At 45.5% G+C, this 25,926-nt stretch carries 22 protein-coding genes and 1 pseudogene; 8 read left to right on the top strand and 15 right to left on the bottom strand.

Annotated features, from left to right (window positions below):
• From GGC63_RS18315 to GGC63_RS18305, 3 genes are all read right to left on the bottom strand, one after another.
• Nucleotides 1-1,611, bottom strand: coding sequence for an ABC transporter substrate-binding protein (locus GGC63_RS18315; RefSeq protein WP_192703524.1), 1,611 nt, complete (start codon nucleotides 1,609-1,611; stop codon nucleotides 1-3).
• Between the two features lie 61 nt (nucleotides 1,612-1,672).
• On the bottom strand, nucleotides 1,673-2,554 hold the full coding sequence (locus GGC63_RS18310) for a carbohydrate ABC transporter permease (RefSeq protein ID WP_192703523.1): 882 nt from the start codon (nucleotides 2,552-2,554) through the stop codon (nucleotides 1,673-1,675).
• Between the two features lie 17 nt (nucleotides 2,555-2,571).
• Nucleotides 2,572-3,489 (bottom strand): ABC transporter permease, encoded by a 918-nt coding sequence (locus GGC63_RS18305; RefSeq protein WP_192703756.1) that lies wholly within the window; start codon nucleotides 3,487-3,489, stop codon nucleotides 2,572-2,574.
• Between the two features lie 528 nt (nucleotides 3,490-4,017).
• Between GGC63_RS18305 and GGC63_RS18300 the strand changes: the two genes are divergently transcribed.
• The 3 genes from GGC63_RS18300 to GGC63_RS18290 all read left to right on the top strand — a co-directional run bounded on the left by GGC63_RS18300 (nucleotide 4,018) and on the right by GGC63_RS18290 (nucleotide 7,117).
• Nucleotides 4,018-5,055 (top strand): LacI family DNA-binding transcriptional regulator, encoded by a 1,038-nt coding sequence (locus GGC63_RS18300; RefSeq protein WP_192703522.1) that lies wholly within the window; start codon nucleotides 4,018-4,020, stop codon nucleotides 5,053-5,055.
• Nucleotides 5,056-5,304: 249 nt separating this feature from the next.
• A complete protein-coding gene (mreC, locus tag GGC63_RS18295) occupies nucleotides 5,305-6,099 on the top strand; it encodes a rod shape-determining protein MreC (RefSeq protein ID WP_192703521.1) in 795 nt (264 codons plus the stop codon).
• A 160-nt stretch (nucleotides 6,100-6,259) separates the two neighbouring features.
• Complete coding sequence (locus GGC63_RS18290) at nucleotides 6,260-7,117, top strand: SDR family NAD(P)-dependent oxidoreductase (protein WP_192703520.1); 858 nt, start codon at nucleotides 6,260-6,262, stop codon at nucleotides 7,115-7,117.
• 186 nt (nucleotides 7,118-7,303) lie between these two features.
• On the opposite strand, the gene GGC63_RS18285 is transcribed toward GGC63_RS18290, so the two are convergent.
• Nucleotides 7,304-7,816 (bottom strand): MerR family transcriptional regulator, encoded by a 513-nt coding sequence (locus tag GGC63_RS18285; protein ID WP_192703519.1) that lies wholly within the window; start codon nucleotides 7,814-7,816, stop codon nucleotides 7,304-7,306.
• Nucleotides 7,817-8,068: 252 nt separating this feature from the next.
• On the opposite strand from GGC63_RS18285, the gene GGC63_RS18280 reads away from it, so the two are divergent.
• Nucleotides 8,069-9,208, top strand: a complete 1,140-nt coding sequence (locus tag GGC63_RS18280) for an NADH-dependent flavin oxidoreductase (protein ID WP_192703518.1) — start codon at nucleotides 8,069-8,071, stop codon at nucleotides 9,206-9,208.
• Nucleotides 9,209-9,247: 39 nt separating this feature from the next.
• Here GGC63_RS18280 and GGC63_RS35385 read toward each other — a convergent pair whose 3' ends face one another.
• From GGC63_RS35385 to GGC63_RS18265, 3 genes are all read right to left on the bottom strand, one after another.
• On the bottom strand, nucleotides 9,248-9,652 hold the full coding sequence (locus tag GGC63_RS35385) for a DUF2812 domain-containing protein (protein WP_192703755.1): 405 nt from the start codon (nucleotides 9,650-9,652) through the stop codon (nucleotides 9,248-9,250).
• 128 nt (nucleotides 9,653-9,780) lie between these two features.
• Complete coding sequence (locus tag GGC63_RS18270) at nucleotides 9,781-10,755, bottom strand: ADP-ribosylglycohydrolase family protein (RefSeq protein ID WP_192703517.1); 975 nt, start codon at nucleotides 10,753-10,755, stop codon at nucleotides 9,781-9,783.
• A 113-nt stretch (nucleotides 10,756-10,868) separates the two neighbouring features.
• A complete protein-coding gene (locus tag GGC63_RS18265) occupies nucleotides 10,869-11,786 on the bottom strand; it encodes a GNAT family N-acetyltransferase (protein WP_192703516.1) in 918 nt (305 codons plus the stop codon).
• Nucleotides 11,787-11,954: 168 nt separating this feature from the next.
• Between GGC63_RS18265 and GGC63_RS18260 the strand changes: the two genes are divergently transcribed.
• Entirely contained in the window at nucleotides 11,955-12,530 is a 576-nt protein-coding gene (locus GGC63_RS18260) for a hypothetical protein (RefSeq protein WP_192703515.1), read from the top strand.
• A 151-nt stretch (nucleotides 12,531-12,681) separates the two neighbouring features.
• Here GGC63_RS18260 and GGC63_RS18255 read toward each other — a convergent pair whose 3' ends face one another.
• On the bottom strand, nucleotides 12,682-13,485 hold the full coding sequence (locus GGC63_RS18255) for a class I SAM-dependent methyltransferase (RefSeq protein ID WP_192703514.1): 804 nt from the start codon (nucleotides 13,483-13,485) through the stop codon (nucleotides 12,682-12,684).
• A gap of 286 nt (nucleotides 13,486-13,771) precedes the next feature.
• On the opposite strand from GGC63_RS18255, the gene GGC63_RS18250 reads away from it, so the two are divergent.
• Nucleotides 13,772-14,173 (top strand): VOC family protein, encoded by a 402-nt coding sequence (locus GGC63_RS18250; RefSeq protein ID WP_192703513.1) that lies wholly within the window; start codon nucleotides 13,772-13,774, stop codon nucleotides 14,171-14,173.
• Nucleotides 14,174-14,236: 63 nt separating this feature from the next.
• Here GGC63_RS18250 and GGC63_RS18245 read toward each other — a convergent pair whose 3' ends face one another.
• The 3 genes from GGC63_RS18245 to GGC63_RS18235 all read right to left on the bottom strand — a co-directional run bounded on the left by GGC63_RS18245 (nucleotide 14,237) and on the right by GGC63_RS18235 (nucleotide 17,582).
• On the bottom strand, nucleotides 14,237-14,863 hold the full coding sequence (locus GGC63_RS18245; RefSeq protein WP_192703512.1) for a zinc dependent phospholipase C family protein: 627 nt from the start codon (nucleotides 14,861-14,863) through the stop codon (nucleotides 14,237-14,239).
• A 36-nt stretch (nucleotides 14,864-14,899) separates the two neighbouring features.
• The gene (locus GGC63_RS18240) at nucleotides 14,900-15,499 is read right to left on the bottom strand and encodes a nucleoside-triphosphatase (protein ID WP_192703511.1); all 600 of its coding nucleotides are present in this window, start codon (nucleotides 15,497-15,499) and stop codon (nucleotides 14,900-14,902) included.
• Between the two features lie 85 nt (nucleotides 15,500-15,584).
• Nucleotides 15,585-17,582: a hypothetical protein gene (locus tag GGC63_RS18235; RefSeq protein WP_192703510.1), complete on the bottom strand. Its 1,998-nt coding sequence runs from the start codon at nucleotides 17,580-17,582 to the stop codon at nucleotides 15,585-15,587.
• Between the two features lie 307 nt (nucleotides 17,583-17,889).
• On the opposite strand from GGC63_RS18235, the pseudogene GGC63_RS18230 reads away from it, so the two are divergent.
• A pseudogene (locus GGC63_RS18230) lies at nucleotides 17,890-18,420 on the top strand (DUF3189 family protein).
• Between the two features lie 90 nt (nucleotides 18,421-18,510).
• On the opposite strand, the gene GGC63_RS18225 reads toward GGC63_RS18230, so the two are convergent.
• A complete protein-coding gene (locus GGC63_RS18225) occupies nucleotides 18,511-19,338 on the bottom strand; it encodes a sugar phosphate isomerase/epimerase family protein (protein WP_192703509.1) in 828 nt (275 codons plus the stop codon).
• 197 nt (nucleotides 19,339-19,535) lie between these two features.
• Nucleotides 19,536-21,242 (bottom strand): glycoside hydrolase family 2 protein, encoded by a 1,707-nt coding sequence (locus GGC63_RS18220; protein WP_192703508.1) that lies wholly within the window; start codon nucleotides 21,240-21,242, stop codon nucleotides 19,536-19,538.
• A gap of 112 nt (nucleotides 21,243-21,354) precedes the next feature.
• On the opposite strand from GGC63_RS18220, the gene GGC63_RS18215 reads away from it, so the two are divergent.
• The gene (locus GGC63_RS18215; protein ID WP_192703507.1) at nucleotides 21,355-22,173 is read left to right on the top strand and encodes a helix-turn-helix transcriptional regulator; all 819 of its coding nucleotides are present in this window, start codon (nucleotides 21,355-21,357) and stop codon (nucleotides 22,171-22,173) included.
• 22 nt (nucleotides 22,174-22,195) lie between these two features.
• Here the strand turns inward: GGC63_RS18215 and GGC63_RS18210 are convergent, their stop codons facing one another.
• Nucleotides 22,196-23,815 carry a helix-turn-helix domain-containing protein gene (locus GGC63_RS18210; RefSeq protein ID WP_192703506.1) on the bottom strand — a complete coding sequence of 540 codons (1,620 nt, stop codon included), beginning with the start codon at nucleotides 23,813-23,815 and terminating at the stop codon, nucleotides 22,196-22,198.
• Entirely contained in the window at nucleotides 23,815-25,599 is a 1,785-nt protein-coding gene (locus tag GGC63_RS35150) for a sensor histidine kinase (RefSeq protein ID WP_192703505.1), read from the bottom strand. Before GGC63_RS35150 ends, GGC63_RS18210 begins: the two co-directional genes overlap by 1 nt.
• Nucleotides 25,600-25,926: the final 327 nt, after the last annotated feature.

Genomic DNA, 25,926 nt, shown 5'->3' with positions numbered 1-25,926 from the left:
TTATTTGGTTACTCTGTCATAACCGCCCTGCTTGATTTTCAGCCATTCTTGCAAGCCCAAGCGCTCCAGTTCTTTCAAATAGGCATCCCATTGTTCATCAATCTTGCCGTTCTGGTACCATTCCGTACGCATGCGAAGCACGTAGGCAAACAGATCGGTTTCAATGGTCGTCAAGCGATCGAGCTCATCTATGGAATTGAATACGCTTGGCATAACGTTCTCGGCCTTCATCTTCGGAGCCATAATGTTCTTGATAATATCCATTCTGCCTTTGGCGTCATCCGGCATGGTCGTGTATTTCCCATAATACGAATCCAGGATCGCGAGCGGTCCGCCAATACTTGTCTTCTCGCGCAGTTCTACAGGAGCCGCACCATTCAGCGGCAAATGTTTCAGCATCCCCTTCGCTTCATCGAATTCGAAGATGTTCTGCTGCTTGTCGTCTCCATATGTTCCCCAGTTGTTCTGAACCGATTGAATCGGATCATACAGCTGGTCCACCCATTTCGCTGTCGTTTCCACATTTTTATTGGCGCTCGTAATCACCATCTTGCCTCTCGCAAGGCCAAGCGCATTCGTTCTTGTTACATTCACTTCGCCATTAGGTCCTGCAAGCGGCGGCATGACTTCGTAATGATCATTCGCACCGCTGATGTTCGCCTTATCCCAGGAGAAGTAAAGTCCGTATTTCTGATCCTTTCCTTTGGCAAGGTAGGTACTCCAGTCCTGCGTATAGGCTTCCACGTCAATGAGTCCTTCTTGATACAGCTCGTGAATAAAAGATACCGCTTCTTTGTAATCTTTTTGCGCCGGCGTGAAGATCACTTTCTCCTCATTGCTAACGACTGCGTGGTCAGGGTTCTCGCCCAGTCCGAACGAGCCGAAGAGGAACGCCAAATCTTCCGCGCCCGGCTTATTAATGAAGGACAACGGAATTTCGTCCGCCTTCCCGTTGCCATTCGGATCCTTGGTCTTGAATGCAATTAATACTTCCTTTAATTCCTTCGTTGTTGTAGGCATCTTAAGTCCCAGCTTCTTAAGCCATTCCACATTGATCCAAGGCATGCTGTCTACGGCCTGGATTCTTTCTGTGCCGTTACCGAGCTCCTCAATCCACGGGAAGGCATAAATATTGCCGTCTGGCGCCGTAATCATGCTCTTGTATTCTGGCGCTTCTTCCAGCACTTTTTTGAAATTCGGCATGTGCTTCTCGATGAGATCATTCAGCGGAATGATCGCTCCGTCCTTCGCCAGTTTGAGCAATTCATAATCACTGTAATCCGCATTGAAAATGGCATCTGGAAGATCGCCGCTAGCTACAGCCAGGTTTCTTTTCTCTACAAATACGTCCTTTGTGAAATTTTTCCACTGAATATGCACATTCGTCTTTTCTTCAAGCCGTTTATTAATCAGCTTGTCGTTCGGATCCGCTGGAGCGAGCGGGGAGCTCTGTGTAATGAAGTTCAGCGTTACTTTGCCGTTCGGATCCTGCTCTTTACTCGCCGCAGTCTCTCCTCCACTGCCATTGCAAGCCGTAAGGATCATCAATGAAGCAAGGACAGAAGTAGAAGCCGCTTTCGTCGAAAGTTTTAATTTCTTTAGTCTTTTCATCGCAGATGACCTCCAAATTAGAGTTGAATGATAGCCACTTCATCTATGGGCAGCCTGTTCCCTATTTCAGGGAACCAACCATAACCCCTTTTTCAAAGTACTTCTGGAAGAACGGATACATAATGATGAGCGGTAAACTAGAAACGACGATCGCCGCATACTTGATAATTTCCGACAATCGCTTCAACTCCGCCATCGCGAGCTGATCGCTGATCATCCCCGGGTCCACTTGATTCTGAATGAGGATGGAGCGCAGGACGAGCTGCAGCGGATGAAGATGTGGATTATCTAGATAAATCATCGCATCAAAGTAGGAATTCCACTGCCCGACAAAGGCATAAAGCGCGAGTACAAAAATAATGGGTTTGGAGAGCGGCAAGACGACACGGAAGAAGATTCGCATCTCCGAAGCGCCATCGACATTCGCTGCTTCCTTGAGTTCATTCGGCACGCCTTTGAAAAACGTTCTCGAGAGAATGATGTTCCATACATTCACAGCGCCCGGAATGATGACCGCCCATACCGTATTCAGCAGTCCAAGATTTTTCACAAGCAAATATGTAGGGATAAGTCCGCCGCTAAAAAACATGGTGATAATAAACAGCGTCATGAAAAATCCTTTTCCCCGGAGTCTGTCATCGGACAGCGCGTACCCCGCAAAGATCGAGATGAGGACGGTACAGGCCGCAAATGAAACGGAATATAAAACGGCGTTGCCAAAACCTCGAATCATAGCCGGATTCGAAAGAATCTTCTCATAGCCTTCCAAGGACCAGTCAGATAGATGGAATGATATCCCTTGACTTAGCAGCACGGATGGATCCATAAAGGATGCGATCAAGACATAGATCAAAGGAATGACAACGATCAGTACCGCGAGCGACAGGAAGATCATGTTCAACGTGAGCAGGAGTCGGTCGAATCCGGAATGTTTAATGGGCATGACTTGATGCTCCTTTCTTAGTAGAGGCCTTCGCCCTCATTCAGCTTCTTCACGATGAAGTTAACGGTGACGAGCAGGACGACATTAATGACAGAATTGAATAATCCTACGGCAGCTGAATAAGCATAGTCGCCTTTCTGCAACCCGATTTTGTACACATACGTCGGAATAATTTCCGATGTTGGCAAGTTCATGGCCGTCTGCATCAGATAAGCTTTCTCGAATCCAATGGACATAATGCCGCCGGCTGCAAGAATAAATACGATGGCCATAATGGGACGAATGGCGGGCAGATCGATATGTCGTATTCTTTGAAGCAGATTCGCACCATCGAGGTTGGCAGCATGATGCAGCTCGGGATCGACGTTAGCAAGCGCTGCGACATAAATAATGGATGCCCAGCCGGCCCCCGTCCAAATATCGGATAAAATGTAGATCCAGCGGAAGTACTCCGGTCGAGACATGAACATGATCGGCTCTCCTGTAACCCAAGCGAAGAACTGATTCATCGGTCCCGTCGGGGACAAGAAAATAAACAGCATCCCGACCACCACGACAACAGATATAAAATTCGGCGCATACAAGAACAACTGAATGTTCTTTTTGACTCTCGCACGGCGAATCTGATTTAGCATCAAGGCGAGTAAAATAGGCACTGGAAAGCTTAGAATCAATCCGAAGAAGCTCAATTTAAGCGTATTCATAAAAATGACTTCGAAATTGGGAGAGGACAAGAACTTCTCGAAGTTGTGCAGACCTGCCCACTTGCTTCCCAGAATCCCTTTGATTGGGCTGAAATCTTTAAAGGCGATGACCGCTCCATACATCGGACCGTATTTAAAAATAAGGGTCAAAATCACAGCCGGCGCAAGCAGCAGATATAGAAAGTAGTGCTTCTTTACGTCCGTAAGCAAGGAACTCTTGCGTCTCTTCATTACTCTGCTGCGGTCGATTTCTATCGCGTTATGCAATGCCTTTACCTCCGTTCCTATACAAAGTTTACATTTTGATGCAGTAAGGGCATAGTGTAAGGGTAAAATTGAAAGGTTTTCATTTCTGCGTATGTCCTGCTGCATTTACAATTTATCAGAGCAGCCATCGTCCGTCAATACATTTTGTAAAATTATTATTGTGCATTTGTAATGATAATTTGTTCATAAATTAGATTAAAGTTTTACATAATTATAATTTCAGACACTTTATATGAAAAACATCGTAGTGAACATGCACCATTCACTGCTTCATAAGAGCCCATCTTGACTTTTTTACATGAAAATCGACCGCGCTATGTTTATTTTGCACACTTTACATTTGCTAAAAATGTATTCAAATTGTGCATTTGTAAAAACGATATTGCTATTTCAAGCAAACTATTATACATTATAGGGAGTTGGACAAATGACAAATCTTGCACAATTCGTGGGAAATCTTATGAACATGATGACTGAGGTGAAATGACATACATGGCTAAGGAAAAGGTAACCATTCAGGACATCGCAGATGCTTTGGGGATTTCCAGGAATACAGCTTCCAAAGCCTTGAATGGATCGAACAATATACCCGATGAAACCCGAAACAAAGTGATAAAAAAAGCGATCGAGTTAAAATATAAGCAATTTGCTTTTATGGAGACAGACAACCTCCTATCAAGGAACTCCGGGAACATTGCATTATTAACCGAGAACCTGCCTGACACGTTCCACTTTGGATCGACATTGATTAGCGACCTGGAGAAACGCATCAGCGCGGAGGGCTACAATTTATCCATCCACATTATTAGAGACAATGAAAAGGAGTCCTTGTCCCTTCCGAACAATTTCGATACTTCCAACGTGGACGGCATCATTTGTATCGAATTATTCAACTTGGAATATAGTAAGCTGATTACAAGTCTTGATATTCCGACCATTTTTATTGATTGTTCTGCACATGTCTGTTACTCGGAATTTCAAGCCGATGTATTGCTTATGGAGAACGAACACAGCACCTATCAACTCACGAAAAAGTTAATTGATGCGGGTTATACTACGCTAGGGTTTATCGGGGATTATAATCACTGTAAAAGTTTTAATGAGCGCTGGGCTGGCTTTAATCGCGCCCTGACGGAATATAGCATCCAGCTCGACCGCTCGAAGTGCATTCTCGATGACGACCGGCAATTCTTCTCAAGCCCGGCGTGGGCCGACGATAAACTGTCGAATATGAACGAGCTGCCTTCAGCTTTCGTATGTGCCAACGATTATATCGCTGTTTCCTTCATGAAGGCGCTCAAGAACAAACGGTCCATTCCGAACGACATCGTCATTTGCGGTTTCGATAACGCGCCGGAATCCAGCATCGTTGAACCCCATCTCACGACGGTACATATTTATAGCAACGAGATGGGCATCAAGGCGGCCGAAATGCTCCTATCTCGCATTCATAACCCGAAGCAGCCTTATCAAGTCACCCACATCTATACCAAACCGATTATCAGAGAATCTACACCTCATATCCGTTAATAAACCTTTCAGATGTAATCAGCATAGCGTTAACTGAAGTACCAGCGACGGATACATGTTATGGTCCCGCAGCAGCCTTGGATTTTAAGTCCTGGGCTGCTTCTTTATTTATTGAGCTAGAGTACCGTCGTATTATGAGATCAGCCAGTTTTTACCAGTTAAATCCCGCAAAAGTTGTCTGTATATTAGATTTGGTTTACAATAACTGGTATAAATTTAGCTGCCCAGAAAGCAAGAAGGTGTGATTCGTTGTTGGTCAAAAAGTGGATATTTCTTTGTGTATGTTTCATTGCAGTAATTTCTTTCCTATCAATTTTTTATAAAAAGGAGCTTATAGAATTTATTTCTCTGATTAGAACAACTTCTAACGAAATAGCAATCACTCGAAAAGAGAATGACATATTAAAGAGAAATGCTCTTGTTTTCCAAGCCTTAGTCAAGACCGAGCTAAATAACGCTGAATATCAAAATATTATACTGAATGAAGCATTAGCTTTCAAAAAAAGGTTCGAGGAAGAAACAGATTTTATACTGCAATATGCGTCATGTTCTACCGTTTCACATGATGGGAAAATCGCAACCTCACTTAATATTGATCTTGGCGCAAATGATGGAATAAAAAAAGATATGGCTGTCATTACTCAGTCCGGATTAATTGGTTTAATAAGTGATGTGCAAGAGCATAGTTCCGTTGTAGCTCTCATAACAAATTTAGGGAACGAACAAACTTCAAAAGCCATATCTGTTAAGCTAAAAGAAAATGATCAAACAACAGGTATTATTACGGAATTCATTAATGAAAAATTAGATACTGGTAACGAAGAACATTACTTTGTCATGAAAAAGATAGAAGAGAATAGCAAGATCGAGCCTGGCAACAATGTAATTACTAGTGGACTTGGAGGAGTGTTCCCTGAAGGGATTAGAGTAGGAACAATAGACTCAATAAGTAATTCCTCAACATTAACTAGGGAAGCTAGAATAAAGCTTGAATTTAACCCTAGTCAAATCTCCTATGTATTTATCGTAGAAAGACGTAGTTAATATCTGCGATCAGCATCTGAAGAGTTGCGCATTAAGTTATAGAAATGATAGGAAAGCCGAACCATACAATTTTGTTTTGATATCTTGACTTGGAGTCGACTCCAGATTATAGAATGTGTGCTATCAGGTGAAATACCTCGTTATCTGGAGGAGGCATACAATGAACAAGAACCAACGTGAAAATATCGCATTGATTACGGGTGCAAGCTCCGGGATCGGATTAGAATTAACCAAGAAATTGCTTTCGGAGGATTGGCAGGTAGTTGCTTTGAACCGTTCCGGCTTTCCGGCTGACGATATGATTATTCAAAAAGCCATCCATGGCGGATGGCTTCGAATTTATAAAACAGCTGATCTTACCGATTATGCCAGCTTGAGAAGAACTTTTGAAGAGATCAAAAACAATGAACAGAGGATCGATATTTTGTTCAACAACGCCGGCGGGACCTTTCCCGAGCTGAGCTATTCGAAACAAGGGCGTGAAAAGCATTACGAACTGCAGACGGTCGTTCCATATATCATTCTGATGGAATTGAAGGAACTCATAACAAACGGTCGCTTAAAAACGGTGATCAACACCTCATCTTCAGCGTTAAAATTCACGAAGGAATTTAATATCGAAATTCTAGAGCACCCCAAAACCTTCCGCAAGCTAATTGGACCTTACGCCACCTCGAAGCTTGCCCTTTCGCTGTGGACTCAAGCCATCGCACCGAAGCTCGCCGAGGACGACATTAAAATCCGCAGTGTTGACCCAGGTAGCAACAATACGCTGAGAAAAGGGAAAAACTCTGGCCTGCCCCTATTGGTTAAGCCGTTGATGAAGCTGTTTTTCTCCCCGCCGACCTACGGCGCCAACAAGCTGTATGAAGGTGCTCTCGGGGAACACCGCAATGAGACCGGGGTGTTTTTGCTGAAAGGTCAGGTAACTGAATTAAAATTTAAAGATCAAGCGCAAAACGTTTTGGAAAGGATTCATGCGATTTACAAACACGAATTTTTACAACGTAATTTTTAACCTTACGGCAGTATTGATCTTCCCGTTAGCGCAGTGACGGCAGCCGAACATTAGCGGCTGCCGTCGTGTCATGATTGAGCTATAGTTCGGCATTAGTTTAGTTAAGTCAACTTTCATTTACGAAAGGTTTATAATAAATCAAACCACATTTTATCATAAATAACTGAATATAACTGCCCCGCTAGCTTAATCTTCCGTCAGTCTACCAGTTGGTAACTTATCCGTTTTCGCATATGCGGAAAAATAACTCATCTCCATGACGGAAATGGGCTTTATCTTTTCTTTCTCCTTGTGTTCTTCTAAAGCTTCGTCTTGGCTTTGATCTGAGCATTCCTTACGGGGTCTCCCTTCTTTCAGCTTTATGTCAATAAAATCAACGATCTGCTGAAGTGAGGAAATTTGATTAACGATAGTTTCACGGTGACTTCTTAATTGATCCACCAGTTCGGGGTATTCCGCGGAAACGATGTCGACCGAAGCCGCCAAAAATGGCCGCATAGCCTCAAGCGGCATTCCCGTCTTTTTGAGACAGGATATCAGCTTGATCCTGTTGATATCCTCTTTTCGATAGACGCGATGCCCGTTTTCCTTTCGTTCAGCCTGAGGAAGTAGCACGATTTTTTCGTAAAAACGGATCGTGTCCTCGGAAATTCCAGTTTGCTCAGCGGCTTGCTTGATCGTAAACGTTTGTTCTGCCATTTGCGTCCCCTCCCGAATTGCATTTTTGAGTATTATACATCTTGGAGTCGACTCCAAGTCAAATTTGCTCTCCCAACTCTTATCTTTGGGCAACTCCTTTGTTATCTCCCCTTGACTTGGATTCGACACCAACTTTTATTATGGTCTGGCATAGAGAAAATCCCGACCATATGCAGGAGGAGATGTACATAATTCAAATGAGTGAACCCAATGCAATAATTCCAATAAATTCTACTAAAGGAGCGGGCATCTATGAACCCTAAATATCGACCTTTAATGGAGTCGTTTCATTTCAAGCATGGTATCGAAGTAAAGAACCGCATTGTTCATGCGCCAATGACGATATCTTATTCTCAGCAAGACGGTACGATATCTGATGAGTTACTCTCCTATTACGAAAGACGTTCGAACGGTGTTGGAATGGTTATAACGGGGAGTGCAATAGTCACATCAAATAGCAGGGTATTTGGCGGCGAATTGGCGGCTGATCATGATGATAAGATCCCGAGTTTACAACGCTTGGCAACAACAATAAAGATACGTGGGGCAAAAGCCATTCTGCAAATCTTTCATGGCGGCCGCGAGAGTTCGCCGGAATTGACACCGGACGGTGATATTGTAAGTGCGAGTGCAGTTGCTAAAGAAGGTTCGAGCGTAATCCCTCGGGCACTTGAAGAAAAGGAAATTGGAGAGATCATTCGTGCGTTTGGCGCTAGCACTCGGAGGGCAATCGAGGCTGGTTTCGATGGGGTAGAGATTCACGGGGCAAATCGATTTCTTATTCAACAATTTTTCTCACCGTACACAAACCAACGCAATGATCGTTGGGGAGGAAATATAGACAAACGTATGGCGTTTCCGCTCGCTGTTGTAGATGAAGTCCAAAAAGCGGTGGCTAAGTATGCCAAACAGCCGTTTCTTGTGGGATATCGATTATCGCCAGAAGAAGAATGGACACCCGGTATTACAATGGACGATACACTTAAATTGTTGGATGTCCTCGCAAATAAAAATTTGGAATATTTGCATATCTCTTTAATGGACTTTTGGTCTAAGCCTAGGCGTGGAGTAGAGGACCATCGCTCTAGAATGGAACTAATTTACGAGCTCGTCGGGCAAAGAGTCCCCGTTATCGGTGTAGGTTCGATCCGCACCCCTGACGAGGCACTAAGAGCGTTACAATCGGGAGTTCCATTTATTGCACTTGGACGAGAACTGATTATCGACCCAGATTGGGTAGAAAAAATAACGCTAGGTAAGGAAAACGAAATTCGTACTGAGTTAACTTTAGATGATCAAGAAAAATTGGGGATTGCTGATCCATTATGGTTGAAAATTATTAATACCCCAGGATGGTTCCCTATCGCAGATAAAGTGAAAAATAAATTGTAACCCTTAATATTTGGTTTAGCGCGCCTACGGCGCGCTTCTCTAATCATAAGGGCTGGGACAATTAAGACGGTACTCACAGCACAAATTGCTAGGAAAATATTCGCTATCACCGCATTCCATTCGAGCACTTTGGAAGTATATTGAATAATCCATGATGCAACGGCCAACGGCTGCTAGTGCCAACACGATGAACATCGACCTCAGGGGCTTTGCCCCAACAAGATATTTTTCGTATAATGGTTCATTATCCGAATGGATCGGTTTTGTCCCAGGTTTGGATTTAATTACGTGAATGGTATCGCCAGATGAGCAAACCGGTTCCCCTGCCCCAGCTCTGAACATATCATAATAATCCCGGATCGGCTTCTTTATTCGAATTCTGAATATCCATGACTGCGGTTCCGCTTTACGCAGCTCATACCCGAGGAATGTAAAGGACGGCAGCCTGCACCCACAACTATTGCGTTACTTTAATGTAAACAGGGAGCAACTGTCGTTCAGAAGCAATCTGCTCCCAAGTTAACACGTTAAAGTTCTTCTTTAGCTGAATGAACCTAAATTCACAGCTGGACTCACTTTCGAAGACTCGTAATTATTGGTGCTAGATTGACAAGCTCGTTACCGTTAACATCTTCAACGGCTTGGTACCAAATATCATTGACAGTTTCTGGTGACATCGCTCCCGCAATTGCTGCGCCCATCGATGCTACTGAATCCGTGTCGCCTCCTAGATTAGCGGCAAGTAAAATCGTTTTTTCAGCTGATTTAGTAATAACAGCGAAATTTATTGCTAAAGCAACAATATTAGGGGTATTCCAAGGCATGTATCTTTCTTTTATGTAATCTAAAGATAATATCGCTTGATTCGAAAGTTCTTCATGAACCTGCATAATTAGGCTAGAGATGTTCTCATCGCTAGTTGACGGGCGATATTTTTCGGCGATTTTTGCGGCATTAACAGCATGAAAAAGTATCTCATCAGAAGATCTGTTATCAATTGCGGCAGAGACGGCGGCCGCTATTGCGGCTGCGCCACATATAGCTAATCTTCCACCGTGCGTAGGAATGCTAGCTTCAAATACGCTTGAAGTAAGGTCTTGTATCTTATCAAATGAATATAACACTCCAATAGGAGCCACACGCATTGCGGCTCCACATCCGTCACCTTCAAAAGCTATTCGAGAAGGGTCGCCCAACTGTTGAAATTTGCCTAACTGTAGTGTGGGGCGGTTTGATTTTTTGCATAACATAAGTTCTTCCCCAACAGCGGCGTGTGTGATGCCATGCCCGCGTGCAATTACCCTTGCAATCGAAGTCGTTTGTTCAGTATCATCTGTTGTTTCACCATATTTCCAGAAGTAATGCCTTCCTTCGTATCGAGGCATGACGCTACCTATGGAACCATGAAACCCAGTAACCCCACCCGGGAACCATTGTTCAATTTCCTCAAACTTAAGTGATTCCGTTTGCTTTCCAATTGCATCCCCAGTGGAAAGTCCCTTAAAGCAACCTACCACCCGTTCTAAAACATCAACTTTTCCTGCCATAGGAGATACCCCCCTAACAAAATAAAATGAGTTTAATGAGGCTCTTGTGCCTATTAGCGTACCGAGGCTGCATCCCCAAGCGTACCCGACGGCTTAATCATGGATCGTACCCGTTAATGTAATGAAGAACTACTTTCCATACCCTCTTTTGGCGGTCTGCTCAATCGACTATCCGGTCTATAATATCTATTCACAAAATGGTATAATGACTTTTCTTTAAAGCCAAGGCGATCATATAAATTTTTCGCAGGATTACCTTTGACAACCCAGAGCTTCACCGTTTTTTCGCCGCGACGCATAACTTCATTAACTAGAAATGATACAATAGCTCTTCCGTATCCTCTCGATTGAAGATCAGTCCGAACAGCAATATGATGTAACTCATTCCCGGCGGTAATTCCGCCGATTGCCACTATTTCACTGTCAACAAGCATCACGAATTTGTTGTTTTTATTTTCTAACAAACTCTTCCGTTCACCTTCTGAAGAAGAATAATAAAATGATGGGAGGATACCGACGTGCTCACGCATTTTGTAAAAAGCCATTTGGCTAATACTATGCCATGTTAGATAATCATCATCTTCATATTGCCTAATCGAAAAATGACTCTCAGTAAGAGGTTCCCCTTCACGTTCCATGAAGTACATAGAATGATTTATGTAATAGCCATTCTTATATAAAAATTGCAAAGAAGAACGGTCACCATCTTTACATGCACCCTCTGAACGTTCTACTGCATCGTATTGTGAAAGCAATTTGTCTGCCTTCTTAATAAGTTTGCTACCAATACCCATTCTTCTGTATTCTTCACTGACGAATATTGTCGTTCCAGCTCCTCGCCCTCGCTTGTAATTAGTTAAGGAAAGAAAACCTACGGTTAAGCCGTTGTAACGAGCAACAAATATACCATCCCGAACATTTGCTTCATTCGTGTGGAATGTCTCGTCAAAGTATTCATCCTTACTTAGCATGATTCTGATAGCGGCTTTATCCCTTTCGGGTATATAAGCTTCTATTGTCGTATTTTCCACTGGTATACACCCATTCCTGAACCAAAAGTTGGAATTTTTGCAAATATGGCCCTTGTGAACGTAACAATAATTGCTTTCATGCGTATTAATTAACGCTAAACCGTATTATGAAATTCAGAATGTGAAAACGATCGTATTTATCAACCTGTGTTTTAAGGGAGGTTAAATTTGAATAAATTATTACGCAGCTTATATGCTCCTATCGCTCTGTCTGTTGCCATTCTTCCATTCGCTACTTGTGCATCGGCGAGGGGTATAGAACCCATTAATGTTCAGCGTCCGAATTTCCCCGTTGAAGTGAATGGAACGAGGATTAATGTTAATGAAACATATTCAGCGTATCCGTTGCTGCTTTATAAAGATACCACGTATTTCCCAATGACATGGAATTATGCCCAAGGTTTGGGTCTTTCTATAACTTGGAATCCGGATTCAGGATTGGACATTGAAAATGGGGGAGATGCGGTTAGTGAATTGAAACAGCAAGATTCAGACCATGAAAATATTGAAACCCATTTTTCTGCCGTTTTACCGTCCTATGAAATTAAGGTCAACGGTAAGACCATTGATAACACGCGTGAACCATATCCCGTGTTGAACTTTAGAGGTGTTACTTATTTTCCTATGACATGGAGATTTGCACATGATGAATTTCATATGACCACCGAATGGTCAGTTCATGAAGGATTCAAAATCGCGACACAAGGGAAGCAGATTCCCGTTCACCAAAATCGAAGGAATTAGAAAAGCTCGTATTGCGAACCCTTGATGGGGCAAAGACAGCAAATCACGAAAACCGTACGCTAACCATTGTGTTACGTCGCTTAAAACAAGCGGCAGACTTGGATTGGAAAATAAGACCTAGGCTGCCGCTTGGTTATTGAACATACGGATACTATAGTTTTCTTGCCTTGATTACAAATGTTACAGGAAGCATCTTTGCTTTTTTTGCAAAATCGCTGTTATGTGATTGCATAATATCATCATCAGATTGCTCAATCATTTGCTCAATGACAAATCCCGTTTTTGCTAATGCATTCACATAGGTTGATAGTTTACGGTCCGATAATGTTAGTGTACTTCCGCCAAGAGATACCGAATACCAAGATTCATCGAAATAACTTTTTTTAAAAACAAGCATATTATTTTCTGCAGCAACACATTTGTGTATAGGGTGAGACCAACTGAAAATAAATACGCCGTCTTTTTTTAGGTAAGAAGCAATCCGGCGAAAAGTACCCTCTAGGTCGGTTGTCCAGCCTATGGCATAAATCGAATAAACAAAGTCAAAATAATCATCTGGTATGCCACATTCTTCTTCCATGGGAGAACAGATTAATTTTGCTGAAAGACCGCGCTCCTTCAAATGTTGCTTTGTCTTTTCGATTTGGTTTTCCGATATATCCATACCCCATAGTTCAGAAGCTTTGCGTTCCCCCAGATATTGCAAAGATTGACCGCTTCCACAGCCTATTTCCAGCATCTTTTTCCCTGAGACATCGCCAAAAAGCTGGCATTTTTCTTCCGAGACAAATGCACCATATAGAGGAAGTGAGGTTGCTCCTAAAACATCATTTCCTTTTGTATCCCAAAACAAGCTGTTTGTTTCATGAACAGCACTCTTATCCATGTCGACCGAGATGGCACCAACCTCGCCACCACCTATGATATTTGTTCTTAAAACTGAATTCTTGTCCATTCCGTCGCCCTCCCCAAATAACACTAACCAGATACAACCAAATAATCCAACTACAAAACTTTATTGGAATATATATACAAGACTATCTTATCGCACATACGTTCTTATGTAAATGCTGTCTATTATTGTAATTTTCGGCAGACGGGCAGTTTGGTCGTTCCCCTGGGTCTTGAAATGTTACTTGTATCATTTAGGCTGCGGCTTCTTTAATAAGATTCGCTTCTGCTGCCTGAAGTAGAGTATAGTAGGAGTAGTAGTTGAAAATATATTCCAGGAGGCTACAGCCATGTCACAGGAGATTTGGATTAACCTGCCGGTCAAAGATGTTGAGAGGTCGACTGCCTTTTTCAATGAGATTGGATTCCATGCGGTGAGCTTTGGTAACGAGAGAGCCAAGCTTGCCATAGGCCAAACAACGATTCTGCTCTTCCCGGATGCGGCGTTTGAGGACTTTACAGGTGCAAAAACCGCAGATACCTCCCATAGCGCAGAGGTCATTTTTTCCATTGGCGCTGAAAGCAGAGAAGAAGTAGATGCCTTTATTCAAAAAGTAGAGGTTGCCGGAGGAAGCATCTTTAGCAAGCCGAGTGAAACGGACGGCTGGATGTACGGTGCAGGGTTCGCCGACCTGGACGGACACCGCTGGAACCTGCTGTACATGGATCAGAGCAAAATGCCGAAACGCTGATATGGAAACGCCGGTAACCTTAAGCAGGGGACCGGTGTTTTTTTGCACCCCGCTTTATTTTAACTAGAATTCAGATGTGATCTCTTCAATGACGGCAATAGCCTTAGATTTCGATAAGTTTATGTACTCGATAATGTCATCAAAATGATATACTTCCAGTTTGCAGTCTTTATTTTCTTCTATAATTTCAAAATCCCCGTACATCACTTCAATAAATTTCTGTAAGTCGTTTTGAGTTATATCGTCTATATCTCTCGGAAGAGAATCCATTTCCAACCAATCTTTAAGGTATCCCATATTATAATGACAAAGCAGCTTTGTATTCATTTTGCTAAAATCTGAATACCATCTTTGTAAAAAGGCCGGGTCTAAATCTTGCTTCTGTTTCAATTCATATGGATAATAAATATGTTCCATCCACATGTTATCGGAAATTAAATGTGTCAAATATCCTAATGAATACTCATCCTTTGTATCTGTTAAGTAGGTATCCATGTATCTTCGATAATTGACCTGTCTCGTTCTCTTGTCCACATCTCCTTCGAAATAATGAGTAATAACTTTCCTCTCAAACGAGAAAGCAGCATCAGGTGCAATTGAACCAATTAAAAAATCTTTCTTGTTTTTTATAACATCAAGGCTAGAAGCGACTATCTCACCTATTATTAGATGCATCAACCGTGAACCCATAAAAACCCCTCCTTGCACCACATTTTACCTAATGTGTTACAAAAACTTCAGAATATCATTTGCCACTATTTCTGTTATCAGCTCGCGATTTTCTTCATTCAGATGATAAAGTTTTATCCCGGGCAGTTTCTTTATTTTATCAATGCTCGGATGACTATCTACACAAATTGTTCCTATAAAAACATGCCGAGAGCTCGAAATAACTTCATGGATCTTTTTTTCAAAAGGGGCGGATAGCATTTGCATGAAACCGATCTCGTCAATAACTGTAATCCTCTTTGTTTCTAACGATAGCTCCACTGCCTTTAAAGCGACATTCTCGAAAGCTTCTACGTCAACGCCATATCTCCCTATTCTTATCGAACTTTCGCTATCAACATTTGCAATACATGCATTCTCGCCGTTAAGCGTCACGCAATTAAATCCGGTACGATTTGTCAGGTTACGTATTTCTTCAGTATAAAAACCGCCAAAATATTCTGGACCCACTTTTTGAATGATTTGCTTTATAGCTGTTGATTTGCCTGCACGAGGCTTCCCGGTTAATAAAAAACAAGTTTCCAAGTCTTCACTCCCTGAAATATCCAGATATGAAATTATTCGTGGAAATTGTTGAATTATCCTTTTCGTTAGCATAACGCGGCCGCCGAATTGCTCAGGCAGCCGCGTCTTCGTTGAGTTATTAAGAAGCGTAGGGGCTGATAAATGATTTAGGAGTGCCTTATGTTTCCGACGCGGTCACGTCCCAATCCCGTTGTAAGAAGATACGTTCCCCAACTTTACATTGGATTGTGAGGTGATTAACCCCCGGTTTTAACAAAACGTCAAGTCCGATATCCAATAAACCATATTGATAACCCAAATTGTAGAGGCGCTTCATTTGTTCAAGTTGAATAGAGGATTGGCTATCTGCATCTTCACGGTCATTATTATTTACAACGATTTGCAATTGCGGGACAATCGCCTTTTCATCCGTGTACAATTCCTTATACAGCAGCCCGGAAAGATGAAGCTTAGCAGCTGCATTCGCATTCACCGGCAGGTCAAAGCTGGAAATGTCATACTCCGTGGTGCTGAGCGTCACATTTTTGTCTCCATAGGAAACCTTATCGTTGTAGGCTGTAGTCACACCGAACAAAACCCTGAGGTGGGTTAAGCTTATAAGGGGAGCCCCTTGTTTCGAATCCGGATCTGCGGCAGGTGCTTCCGTGAGCTTGACTGTATTCGCCAGCTTGCCGTTCCAGAAGGTCTTGGCTGTCGGTACGCCGGCTTTTAGTTGTACCGCATAACCATCTGCGTTCTTGAAGGTCCACCAGCCCTCGGAGTCGGGTCCGGATAGATCATAGTGATATAGACCGGCCAAAAAGGCTGAGCGGAAAACCGGTTCCCCTTTCAGCATACCCCCGATCGTCTCGGAACCATAAGTGAATACTCCGGATTCGTTCTGATAGAATACCCCTTGATAGGAGGTTTTTGAACGAATCTGGATGTCATTTTCTCGCCCCTTCAGTACGACATGGTCTAGATAAGGGTTCACTTCAATCCAACCTTGGCCCACAAAGGAGTTAATTTTGTACCAGCGCGTACCGGAGGGTGCATTCCAAGCGGCGAGAGGGTAGACGGTTTGAGATCCAATTTGACCATTGTCCAGCGTTATCCTTGTATTCGGAAATCGGTAGATGGCGGTAGAGCTCGCCTTAAGATCAAGGGAAGCGGTGTCGTCTACGGCATCTTCGGGCTCTGCATAGGTCGGGCTGAACCAACCTTCCGCTTGATCGTTTTTGACATGATACCAGTTCTCAGGACCCCACGGCGCATCCGAATTGGTCGTAGTTTCGACGACATTCAAATCATCAGCAGGTATCGTTGCTGCAATCTCGGCCATCGCATCCGGATAGGCGAATAAAGGACTTGGCTTCTCCCGTTTGAGAATTTGCTTGTCAGTTGCTATGATCATGCCGGGTCCAAATGCCCATTTTAACCCTTGTGTGGTTTCAAATTGATAAGCGCTTCCGAGCACGGATCGGAATTTCGCTGTTTGATGAACGAAAGATGAGGTCAAATATCCATCATATTGATAAGTGATGTAATCTACATGCGGCTTGCTGTTGTAATTAATACGCGGATAGAAAACCCGCTGATCCAGAGGCTGAAGATTCCCGATCTCATCCAAATGCAAATGAACCCATTGATCCCCTAGCCACGTTGTATGGATTTTGATCCATCGTTTCGGGTTGTAATCTCCTTCGGCTTGGCGAAACCAAGCTTTTTCCGCATCGACCACGGCGACTTCCTGGGGCGATAGTGCCACGGTTTGACCACCTGCTTCCGATGGCTTCGCGAATAACGGAGTTTCAGACATTAAGTGCAGGATTGGGGGCGGTGGGACTTCAATTTGCCATGGAGCGGTTTTGATCCATCGGTCACCGATGTCCGTATGGATTTTCCACCAATTCCCTGATGTCGCCCAATAGACCTCCGCTTCGACGACTTCAACCGTTTGTGGTGCTAAGGTGCCTTCCGGCTTATTGCGCAGCGCATTCGGGATAACGTAGTAGGGCATGTTTTCAATAATCGTAAGCTGCTTCGGGATAAAAATACCGTCCGCTGGCTCTGTTGGCGTATCGGCATATTCATAGGCATTACCTGGTACGGTTAGCAGACCGAGATGCATACCGACTCCGAATAGCATGAGGATTACTATTTTTTTCCACATCATGTCTACTCCTCTGCTTCTTTTTTTCAATGAGCTAGTTATTCTGCTAAGAAATAGCTCAGAGGTTATGTTTTTATTGATTTGGTATTACCCCATGTCTAGAGTATATGCCACGATAATTCCGTCCATTGGTGTAATCCCATACCAACATCCCTATTTTCCAAAAAAAACCACCTTTATGTCAAGAGTAGGCCGAACATCCGTGGCAGCCGTTTGGCATAGTCGTAGGCTAACGTACCTTTCGAATGATTTAATAAATAAATGACGATAATAAACCTAATTAGTATAAAAAGGAAAAAGGGGCGATCCCGTGATTTACATATATAATGATTACGGCGGAACACATACGACTTCCCTGGCAGCGGCATATCATCTAAATAAATTGCCGGTTAATCGAAAGCTTACTAAAGAAGAAATCCTAAGCGTGGATTATTTTAACAAATTACAAACTTCAGATATGGGGAAGCTCATCTTTCACGGTGTGGACGAAAACGGGGATTCGGTTTATACGGTCGGGCGAGGATCGTCAAAGGTCGTTGTCCCAGCATTAAAAAATTTAAGTATTATATTTCAAGATAAATTGTAAACCAATGAAACCATCGTGTTTTCTAATACTTCACCGACGGTGCCGTTTGCCATGACAATGGGCGGGCTGTTATCAAGAAGGCTAAAAATAGATTTTATAGGAGTTCCGTTATTAGTATTAGGTGCTAAGCAATGTTGTAAAGAGGTTCTTCGACTGGTTAACCACACGAAAAATACTAAAAAAATGAAGCCCGGTTCTATTATTGTGTTAGAAAACAAAAATGTCCCTCTTTCCGCTGTTGAAAGTAATGTTTAATAAAAGGTCCACGAATCAATAGGATTCGTGGATCGTTTTTGGGTTCTAACATTGGGGTGAAGTTCAGGCTGGCAGTTCCTGAGCGGTATGCTACAAATAAGGCTCAACCATTCGCCGTATTCTTTCCAGCCCTTCCCACATATCGCCGGGGCCGTCATAGATCAGCACTACGGCTCCGTTATAACCGGTCGCCTTCAGCTGCTCCAGACAGCTGCGGAATTCCGGTTCATCAGGGATACCGGCATCATCATAATGGGCCTTGGCATGTACGGATACGCTGTAGGGCAGCGTCATTGAGATTTCGTCATATTTGGCCTGTCCCGTGAAATTGCCGAAATCCGTAATCATCCGGAACGAATGATGTCCCTTTTCCAGAAGCCGTAAACAGTTAGCTCCATTGGAGGTCAATGGGCGGAAATTTTCCGTGACAACCTGGACCCCGCGGACGGAAGCATATTCCTGCAGCTTGGACAACCGTGCTGCCGCGCGTTGCAAGGCCTCTTCATCGTTCGCCGGAGAATCCCCGGCAATAACCCGTATTCGCTTTGCTCCGGCCTGTGCCGCTGCTTCGATCCAATGCTGCGCCAGACGGTAATCGGCCATGCAGCGCTTCTCATCGGCTGAAGACAAATCGCCGTAATCCAGAAGAAGCGTGTCGAAGGAAATGCTCGATGCTTCAAATTGACGCCGCAGCTCCTGCAAATAGTCCGGTTCGGTGGAAGGAAAATGAAAATGACATACTTCGGCGGCACTGTACCCCCTGGAGCTAGCCTCGGCAGGCAGTTCAAGCAAGGATAAGACTTGCGGCTGATCCTGCTCGCGGGTAATATGACTGCCGGTCTCCTGATCCCACTGCGTCCATCTGAGCGGACCGAGCAGCCTGTGCAGACTCCATGTACTTACGGATAAATAAGACATCGTCTCGCCTCCTGCAGCTTCATATTGGATGTTGCGGTCATCGAAGCTGCCCAACGGCAAAATTATACAGGACGTTGCTCCGCCTTACAATAAGGCATTCGGAAACTTTTCTCCCCAATACATCAGCGTTTTGTCCATATGGATAGGATACAATGTACCGGCAATTCCCTTCGCTCTGACTGCCTTGCCATCGATCACTATTGATCTCTTCGATAAATCTCCTTAACCAGCCGATAGGCCAGCTTAGGCTTGCGATATTCGTTCAGCAGTCCTTTGTTGTTAAAGCTCCTTGCGCGATCGCGGAAATACGGGCGGTCGCTTCGTACATCGACGCGGATATCGGCAAAATGCCAAATAAGAGTACCTACAATGCGAGAATCCTCGCGGAAAATCTCAAGCGCCTGCTGCACGACATCCGCCTGATAATCCTCGCTGAACAAGCGGGGCTCCCAGCCCGTGTCTCCGAATATACCGGCCGCACCAAACTCGCTCATGATGAGAGGCTTCCCTCCAGCGCCTTGTGCTTCGGCATTGCGGTAATAGCTCTGCAGCATGTCGCGGAAGCCGTCGACGCTCCCTTGGTACCAGCCGTAGTATTTGTTGATTCCGATGACATCGAAATAAGACAAGACGATATCTTCCTCCGGATGCATGGTGGCGTAAGTAACCAGACGGCTTTGATCCATACTGCGGATTTTGCCCACGAATTTCTTGGTAAGCTCAAGCGCCTCTTGGGTTCGAGTATCAATCTCGTTATGAGCCCCCCAGAAAATGATGGAAGGATGATGATAGTCACGCGTAATCATTTCATCCAGCATGCGGACGCCTCGCTCCGCAAACAGGGGGCTTGCCAGCGTTTCCGTGCTCATAAAACAGCCCCACATCGGAATTTCGCTCCACAAGAGCATCCCGTGCTCATCAAGCAGATCGATCCAGAACTGGCTTTGCGGATAATGCGAGCCGCGAACGATGTTACAGCCCAAATCCTGCAAAATCGCAAGATCCTTCAGCATGAGCTTGGGCGGGAAAGCAAAGCCCCATTCCGGATGCTCTTCGTGGCGGTTCACGCCTTGCAGATACAGCTTTTTGCCGTTTAAAAGAATTTGGCCGTCACTCACCTCAACGCTTCGGAAGCCGGTACGGTCGATGTAATCGTCTTCGCCTGCCTGTATGGTGAACAGATATAATTCCGGACGGCCGACGTCCCATTTGCGGACATTGTCTAAGCATCCTCGAAGCGTTACCTGCGCAGCTTGTCCTGCAGACAAGCTTACTACGGCAGCCGGAAAAGACAGCCCTTCCGTAGAGGCGTTAACGACGATCTCACTGTCCTCGCTGCTTAATGATTGCAGCTGCACCTGCAGGGAAATATCCGCTTGGTCGTTTGTCAGCTGATAGTCCATTTGCAATGATTCGATGTAGACGTCGGGCAGCTCTTGAAGCTCTACGGAACGAATAATTCCGCCATAGGAATACCAATCCGCCACATCGGTAGGCAGGGTTTGCCAATCCAATGTGCTGTCTGCACGAACAATAAGCTCATGCCGTCCTTGCGTCAGATGCGGAAGCACCACACTGAACTGCGTATAGCCGCCAAAATGGCTGCCGACGTGCTGTCCATCAACATAAATATCGGCATGATGCATAATGCCCTCGAACACTAACCGGATGCTGCTTTCCTGTGTTATGTCAAAATAAGTACGATACCACGCGGCACCGATATAATCGAACAAGCCTAACTCATTATTCCAGCAGGAGGGAACCACAAGCTTGCGGGAACCGGATGGGTAATTGTTGTACCACGCTTCTGTTTGGCCGACATTACCGGGATCAGTGACAAAGTCCCATAAGCCGTCCAGCAGACGGGTTTTACGAAGGATGTGCTGGCGAAAAGTACGTATCAAAGGAAAAGCCCCTTTCCTGCTTTTTTCGAAAAGTGTATCATGAAGGAAATAGCATCAGCTATGGACAAAAGAGACAAGCATTTGTCAAAATCGCTATACAGGTGGGGTCAGGATGGAACATCATACACACAGAATCTATCATCAGCGTCTGGCTTATGAGAAGCTGCCTGTTGCAGGCTGGAGGGATATTCGGAATACGGTAGATGTTCATTCGCTGTATTGGATTATGAGCGGGGAAGGCGAATTCTCGCACACGCCGGAGGAAAAGCCCATCCAGGTGAAGGCCGGGACCCTGCTGTATCTGAAGCCAGGATTGACACTAGCGATGTCGTCGTCCGCGCACCAGCCTCTATATATCCGCATGCTCTTATTCGATGCCATGGACGTGTCCTATGAGCAGCAAGCCTGGCAGAAGCCCGTGTACCTGGACACGCTTTCCCTGCCGTTTGTCAGGCAGTTTTCCCATGAACAGGCGATTTGGATTCACGAGCAATTCAAGCAGCTATGGTCGCTCCAGAGCAGGGATCCGAATGAAAGACAGGCGGAGTTTCAGTATGTGCTTTCAAGGCTGATTCACTCCATACAAGCTGCGAATGCCCCGGCAGATCCGTATAGGAACGCCTTCGAGCAAGCCAAGCTTTGGATAGAGACCTGCTACAACCGCCCTCTCAAGATGGAGGAGCTGGCCCGGAGCTTCCACATCTCGGTGTCTCAGCTGCGCAAAATGTTCGTGCAGTACACAGGCTTCTCCCCCAAGGAATATTTGAACCGGATTCGTAATGAGAAAGCCAAAACACTGCTGCTGCTGACGGAGGAACCTCTGAAGGCAATCGCGGCCGCCTGCGGCTTTGCCGATGAATTTCATTTCAGTAAAATGTTCCGGCTATGGAATGAGGTTTCGCCGGCCCGGTTCAGAGCTTTGTATAAGTAATTGCGCTTTGGAAGCTTGGCCTCTACCCTTTTCGGCTCGATCGATAGGCGTTCGGAACCACGCCTGTCTGGGCCTTGAACAGCTTGCCGAAATAATTTTTATTATCATAGCCGAGCAGCTCGGCAATTTCCTCTATCGTCTTGTCTGTCATCACAAGCAATTCCTTTGCTTTTTCCATCCGCATCCGGGTCACGTATTCAACGAAATTTTCTCCGGTCTCCCTTTTAAACAGCCGGCTTAAATAGCTTGGATGCAGGTGCAAATGAGCCGCCGCTTCTTCGAGCGATATTTTTCGGTCCAAATGATTATAAACATAGCGCTGGCATTCCGCGATTTCGCGGTTATGCGACTCCTCATAGACTCGGCCCGCCCATTCCACCGCTTGCTGCAAGTACGTTCTCAGCCATGCCTCCACCTCACGCAAGGACGTGAACTCCAGCATGTCATGGTGAAGCAGCTCCGACGAGAAGGAGGATTGGTAATGCTGGAGCGACTTGAGCCGCATCCGCACGTCAAGGATCATTTTTAACAGCCACTCCTTCACCTCCATCGGGTGAAACCGGTGGTACTGTACAAAGTCGATCCATTTGGCCACGAATGCCGCGATCCGATCGGTTTGCTGTTCGAACACTGTGCGCCGCAGCTCCTCGAGCGCCGTCATGTACTGTGTCAGCAGCAAATCCCCTTGGCCGAACCTGTCGCTGACATGGTCGAGCTGGATGACCGATGACTCCGGCAAATAAAACCGTGCGTTTCTCGTTCCGGTCATGCGCTGGAGCTGATCCTTGAGGGAACGGACCTCCTTCACCGGGCTGCCGGTCAAAAAGGAAAACGAAACCTTGGCATAATGCTGCAGGCTGGATTGGATGTCCCTCAGCTTCTGTTCGACTTTCTGAACGTTTTGGATATGCAGCTGCGAATAATACGGAAACAGCAGGATAACTTCTCCGGTATCGTACGTAAACAGAGCGATTTCCTTGCGGTCGTTCAGCATTTCCTGAATAATATTTTCGATAGTATAGGCGAATAAGTCCTTCGATTGGTACCGATCCCCCGCTTCCTTCATCCGGTTCACATAGCCGAACACAGGAAGTACGGACTGCTGCTCCAGCCGAATGCCGAATTCCTCCGCCTTCCGTCTCCATTCCCCGGGATCCAGCAGCGGCTCGTTGACGATGCCGCGAATGAAGCTGCGCTTGGAGGCACTGCGGCTTTGTTCCAGCTCCCGCTCCAGCATCCGGCTTTTGGAACGCTGGCTCGACTCCGCATCCAGCTGCTCCTTCAGCCGCTCCAGTACCTCGGTAATGATCCGTACGTTCATCGTTTCCTTCAGCACGTACTCGCTGACACCAAGCTTTACCGCTGCCTGTGCATACGGAAATTCGTCGTGGCAGGACAGAATCACCGCCTTAAGTCCGGGATGACCTTCCCGCAATCGGCGAATAAGTTCCAGCCCATCCATCCCCGGCATTCCTATATCGCTTATAATCGCATCGGGCCTGCTCTGTTGTCCTACGTTCAACGCTTCCAGCGGATCATGGTACGTCCCGATTAATTGAAACCCCAGCTGCTCCCAAGGCATGGAAGCGTTCAAAAATTCCAATACAGGAATATCATCGTCAACGATACATAAGGTGTACATTATCCATTATCCTTCCCTGAACCCGGAAAACGCAGCACAATTTGCGTGCCTTGCCCCGACCTGTTGTTAATCTCAAAATCGAATTGCTGGCCGTACATTATCTTTAATCGTTCAAACACATTGGTGAGCCCGATCCCGGAGAGTGTAGAGCCCCGCCGGCCGGTTTGGGATGCGTGAGGGGCGGATTCAAGCTGCGCTTGCAGCGCCTCCAGCTGCTCCTTCGACATGCCGACTCCGGAATCGATAACCTCCACCTGAAGCCGTCCATCCGGACAAATCCGGGAAGCGATCGTAATTTCGCCTGATTTGCTCTTCAAGCCGTGAAGGTATGCGTTCTCAATCAACGGCTGCAAAATAAACCTCGGCACCTCCTGCATCAAGGAATCGGAGGCGGCTTGAACGTGAAGCTGCACCCGGTCACCATGACGCGAATTGAGCAGCCGGATGTAGTGCTCGATAATTTCGATCTCTTCATGGAGGGGAATGTACTCGTTATTTCGATGGATCGTCATTCGGAGGAGCGAAGATAAGGAGCTGATCAGCTCCGCATTATCCTCGTCCCCCTTCATCATAATTTTTAGCCGAATGGAGTTTAGCACATTGAACAAAAAATGCGGGTTGATTTGCGCCTGCAGCATCGCAAGCTCCGCCTTCCGCTTCAGCTCCTGCTCCCTACGGTTGTCCTCCAGCGTCTGCTCGATCCTATCCAGCATTCGATCGAAAACGTAGCCGAGCCTGCCAATCTCATCCGCTCCGCTCAAGTTCGACCGCTCTCTCAGCTGGCCGGACTCAATCCGTGCGACCGTCCGGACCAGTCTTGCAATCGGTTTCGTCAAAGCGCGGACCATATACAAAAGCAGGATGGCGAACAGTACCAGAGAACCCAGCTGGATCATAAAATCGCTCCGGCGGATCGATTCGATTCTCTGTGCCGCTTTCTTATAAGGGCTCATGCTGACCAGCTTCCATACGGGAGTAATCTGATCCTGAAGCAGTATATATTCCTCGCCGTCCACCTTCAGGAAAGAGACTTGGTTGTCCGAAGGAAGCTCGGAAAAATAAGGAAAGGGCTGACCGATCTTCGATGAATCCTTATCGATCACGATCTTCCCCGCGCCATCTATAATCATCATCGAATCATTCGCTTGATATTGATCGAACAGCCGCTGGATCGAATCCATTTCCAGGCTGACGACGACATACCCATAGGTTAGCGAATTCATGCGAAGCGGTTTGGCTGCCGTCAATAAATAGGGCTTCTTCGCCTCTGGGTCGTAGTTCGGCTCTGCACCGACCCACATCGCGTTATAGCCGGATACTTTGTCCAGCTCACCGAACCAGCTTTTATGAAACAAACTGCTCGGATCAAAGGTAAAGGTCGTGTAGGAAGCAACGTATTGTTTATTGGGCAGCAGGACGGTCACATTCATGTGCCCGAGCGAGTTCAATACCGTATCCAGCCGTTTCGAAATTTTTTGCTTGTAAGCCAAAACATCGCCCTGTGTGTGCTCCTCGCTTCGGCCCAGCTCCCGCACGGACACCTGAAGCTCTTCGTCGAATTGGACGAAGTTCATCACGTACAGCATATTCTTTAGCTGTGCCGATACGAACTGGTTCACCAGCCGCATCGTTTCCTGTGAATTATCCGTCACCTGGCTACGGACGACTTCACGCGTCAGCAGGTTCGAGACGTTCATGGAAACGACCGAAGGCAGCACGAGGCAAATCAAGATCGTCAGCACCAGCTTGTTGCAAAGAGATAATGAGCGTATCCAGCCTGGCACCTGTCATCCCTGCCTTTCGTCTGCACTGTAAGCAAGATTCATAATATCACACCGGGTCGCAAAAAAGGAGACCGTAGTCTCCTGAGTTTGCTTGAGAAACCTGAAAAAATTCAGAGTTGTACGTGGCACTCCGGTGGGGTATCCCCTTCCAGCCGCTGTTGTTCTCGGGAAAAATTGATTTAAACGCAAGATAGAGGTTTTTTCCCGGGAACAAAGAATTCCTGTAATGCGTTAATTTCGCTTTTGAAAAACACAGAGCACTTCCGTAAGATGAAGTACGGGGGCCTGAGAAACCCTACTCATCCTTATCGGAGGTGCTCATACTAT

The organism is Paenibacillus sp. OAS669 (assembly GCF_014873645.1).
In the GTDB taxonomy this organism is placed as follows: Bacteria; Bacillota; Bacilli; order Paenibacillales; family NBRC-103111; genus Paenibacillus_S; species Paenibacillus_S vulneris.
The sequence above is the reverse complement of the archived record's forward strand: the minus strand, read 5'-3'. Positions and strand labels throughout refer to the sequence as shown.

Excerpts from the sequence above, each read along its gene's own strand:
- GGC63_RS18210 (WP_192703506.1), bottom strand. The coding sequence starts at position 23,815 with ATGTACACCTTATGTATCGTTGACGATGATATTCCTGTATTGGAATTT.
- GGC63_RS18240 (WP_192703511.1), bottom strand. The coding sequence starts at position 15,499 with ATGCTAACGAAAAGGATAATTCAACAATTTCCACGAATAATTTCATAT.
- GGC63_RS18305 (WP_192703756.1), bottom strand. The coding sequence starts at position 3,489 with ATGAAGAGACGCAAGAGTTCCTTGCTTACGGACGTAAAGAAGCACTAC.
- GGC63_RS18315 (WP_192703524.1), bottom strand. The coding sequence starts at position 1,611 with ATGAAAAGACTAAAGAAATTAAAACTTTCGACGAAAGCGGCTTCTACT.
- GGC63_RS18235 (WP_192703510.1), bottom strand. The coding sequence starts at position 17,582 with ATGATGTGGAAAAAAATAGTAATCCTCATGCTATTCGGAGTCGGTATG.
- GGC63_RS18250 (WP_192703513.1), top strand. The coding sequence starts at position 13,772 with ATGTCACAGGAGATTTGGATTAACCTGCCGGTCAAAGATGTTGAGAGG.
- GGC63_RS18290 (WP_192703520.1), top strand. The coding sequence starts at position 6,260 with ATGAACAAGAACCAACGTGAAAATATCGCATTGATTACGGGTGCAAGC.
- GGC63_RS18300 (WP_192703522.1), top strand. The coding sequence starts at position 4,018 with ATGGCTAAGGAAAAGGTAACCATTCAGGACATCGCAGATGCTTTGGGG.
- GGC63_RS18270 (WP_192703517.1), bottom strand. The coding sequence starts at position 10,755 with ATGGCAGGAAAAGTTGATGTTTTAGAACGGGTGGTAGGTTGCTTTAAG.
- GGC63_RS18245 (WP_192703512.1), bottom strand. The coding sequence starts at position 14,863 with ATGGGTTCACGGTTGATGCATCTAATAATAGGTGAGATAGTCGCTTCT.
- GGC63_RS18280 (WP_192703518.1), top strand. The coding sequence starts at position 8,069 with ATGAACCCTAAATATCGACCTTTAATGGAGTCGTTTCATTTCAAGCAT.
- GGC63_RS18310 (WP_192703523.1), bottom strand. The coding sequence starts at position 2,554 with ATGCCCATTAAACATTCCGGATTCGACCGACTCCTGCTCACGTTGAAC.
- GGC63_RS18285 (WP_192703519.1), bottom strand. The coding sequence starts at position 7,816 with ATGGCAGAACAAACGTTTACGATCAAGCAAGCCGCTGAGCAAACTGGA.
- GGC63_RS18225 (WP_192703509.1), bottom strand. The coding sequence starts at position 19,338 with ATGTCTTATTTATCCGTAAGTACATGGAGTCTGCACAGGCTGCTCGGT.
- GGC63_RS18255 (WP_192703514.1), bottom strand. The coding sequence starts at position 13,485 with ATGGACAAGAATTCAGTTTTAAGAACAAATATCATAGGTGGTGGCGAG.
- GGC63_RS18215 (WP_192703507.1), top strand. The coding sequence starts at position 21,355 with ATGGAACATCATACACACAGAATCTATCATCAGCGTCTGGCTTATGAG.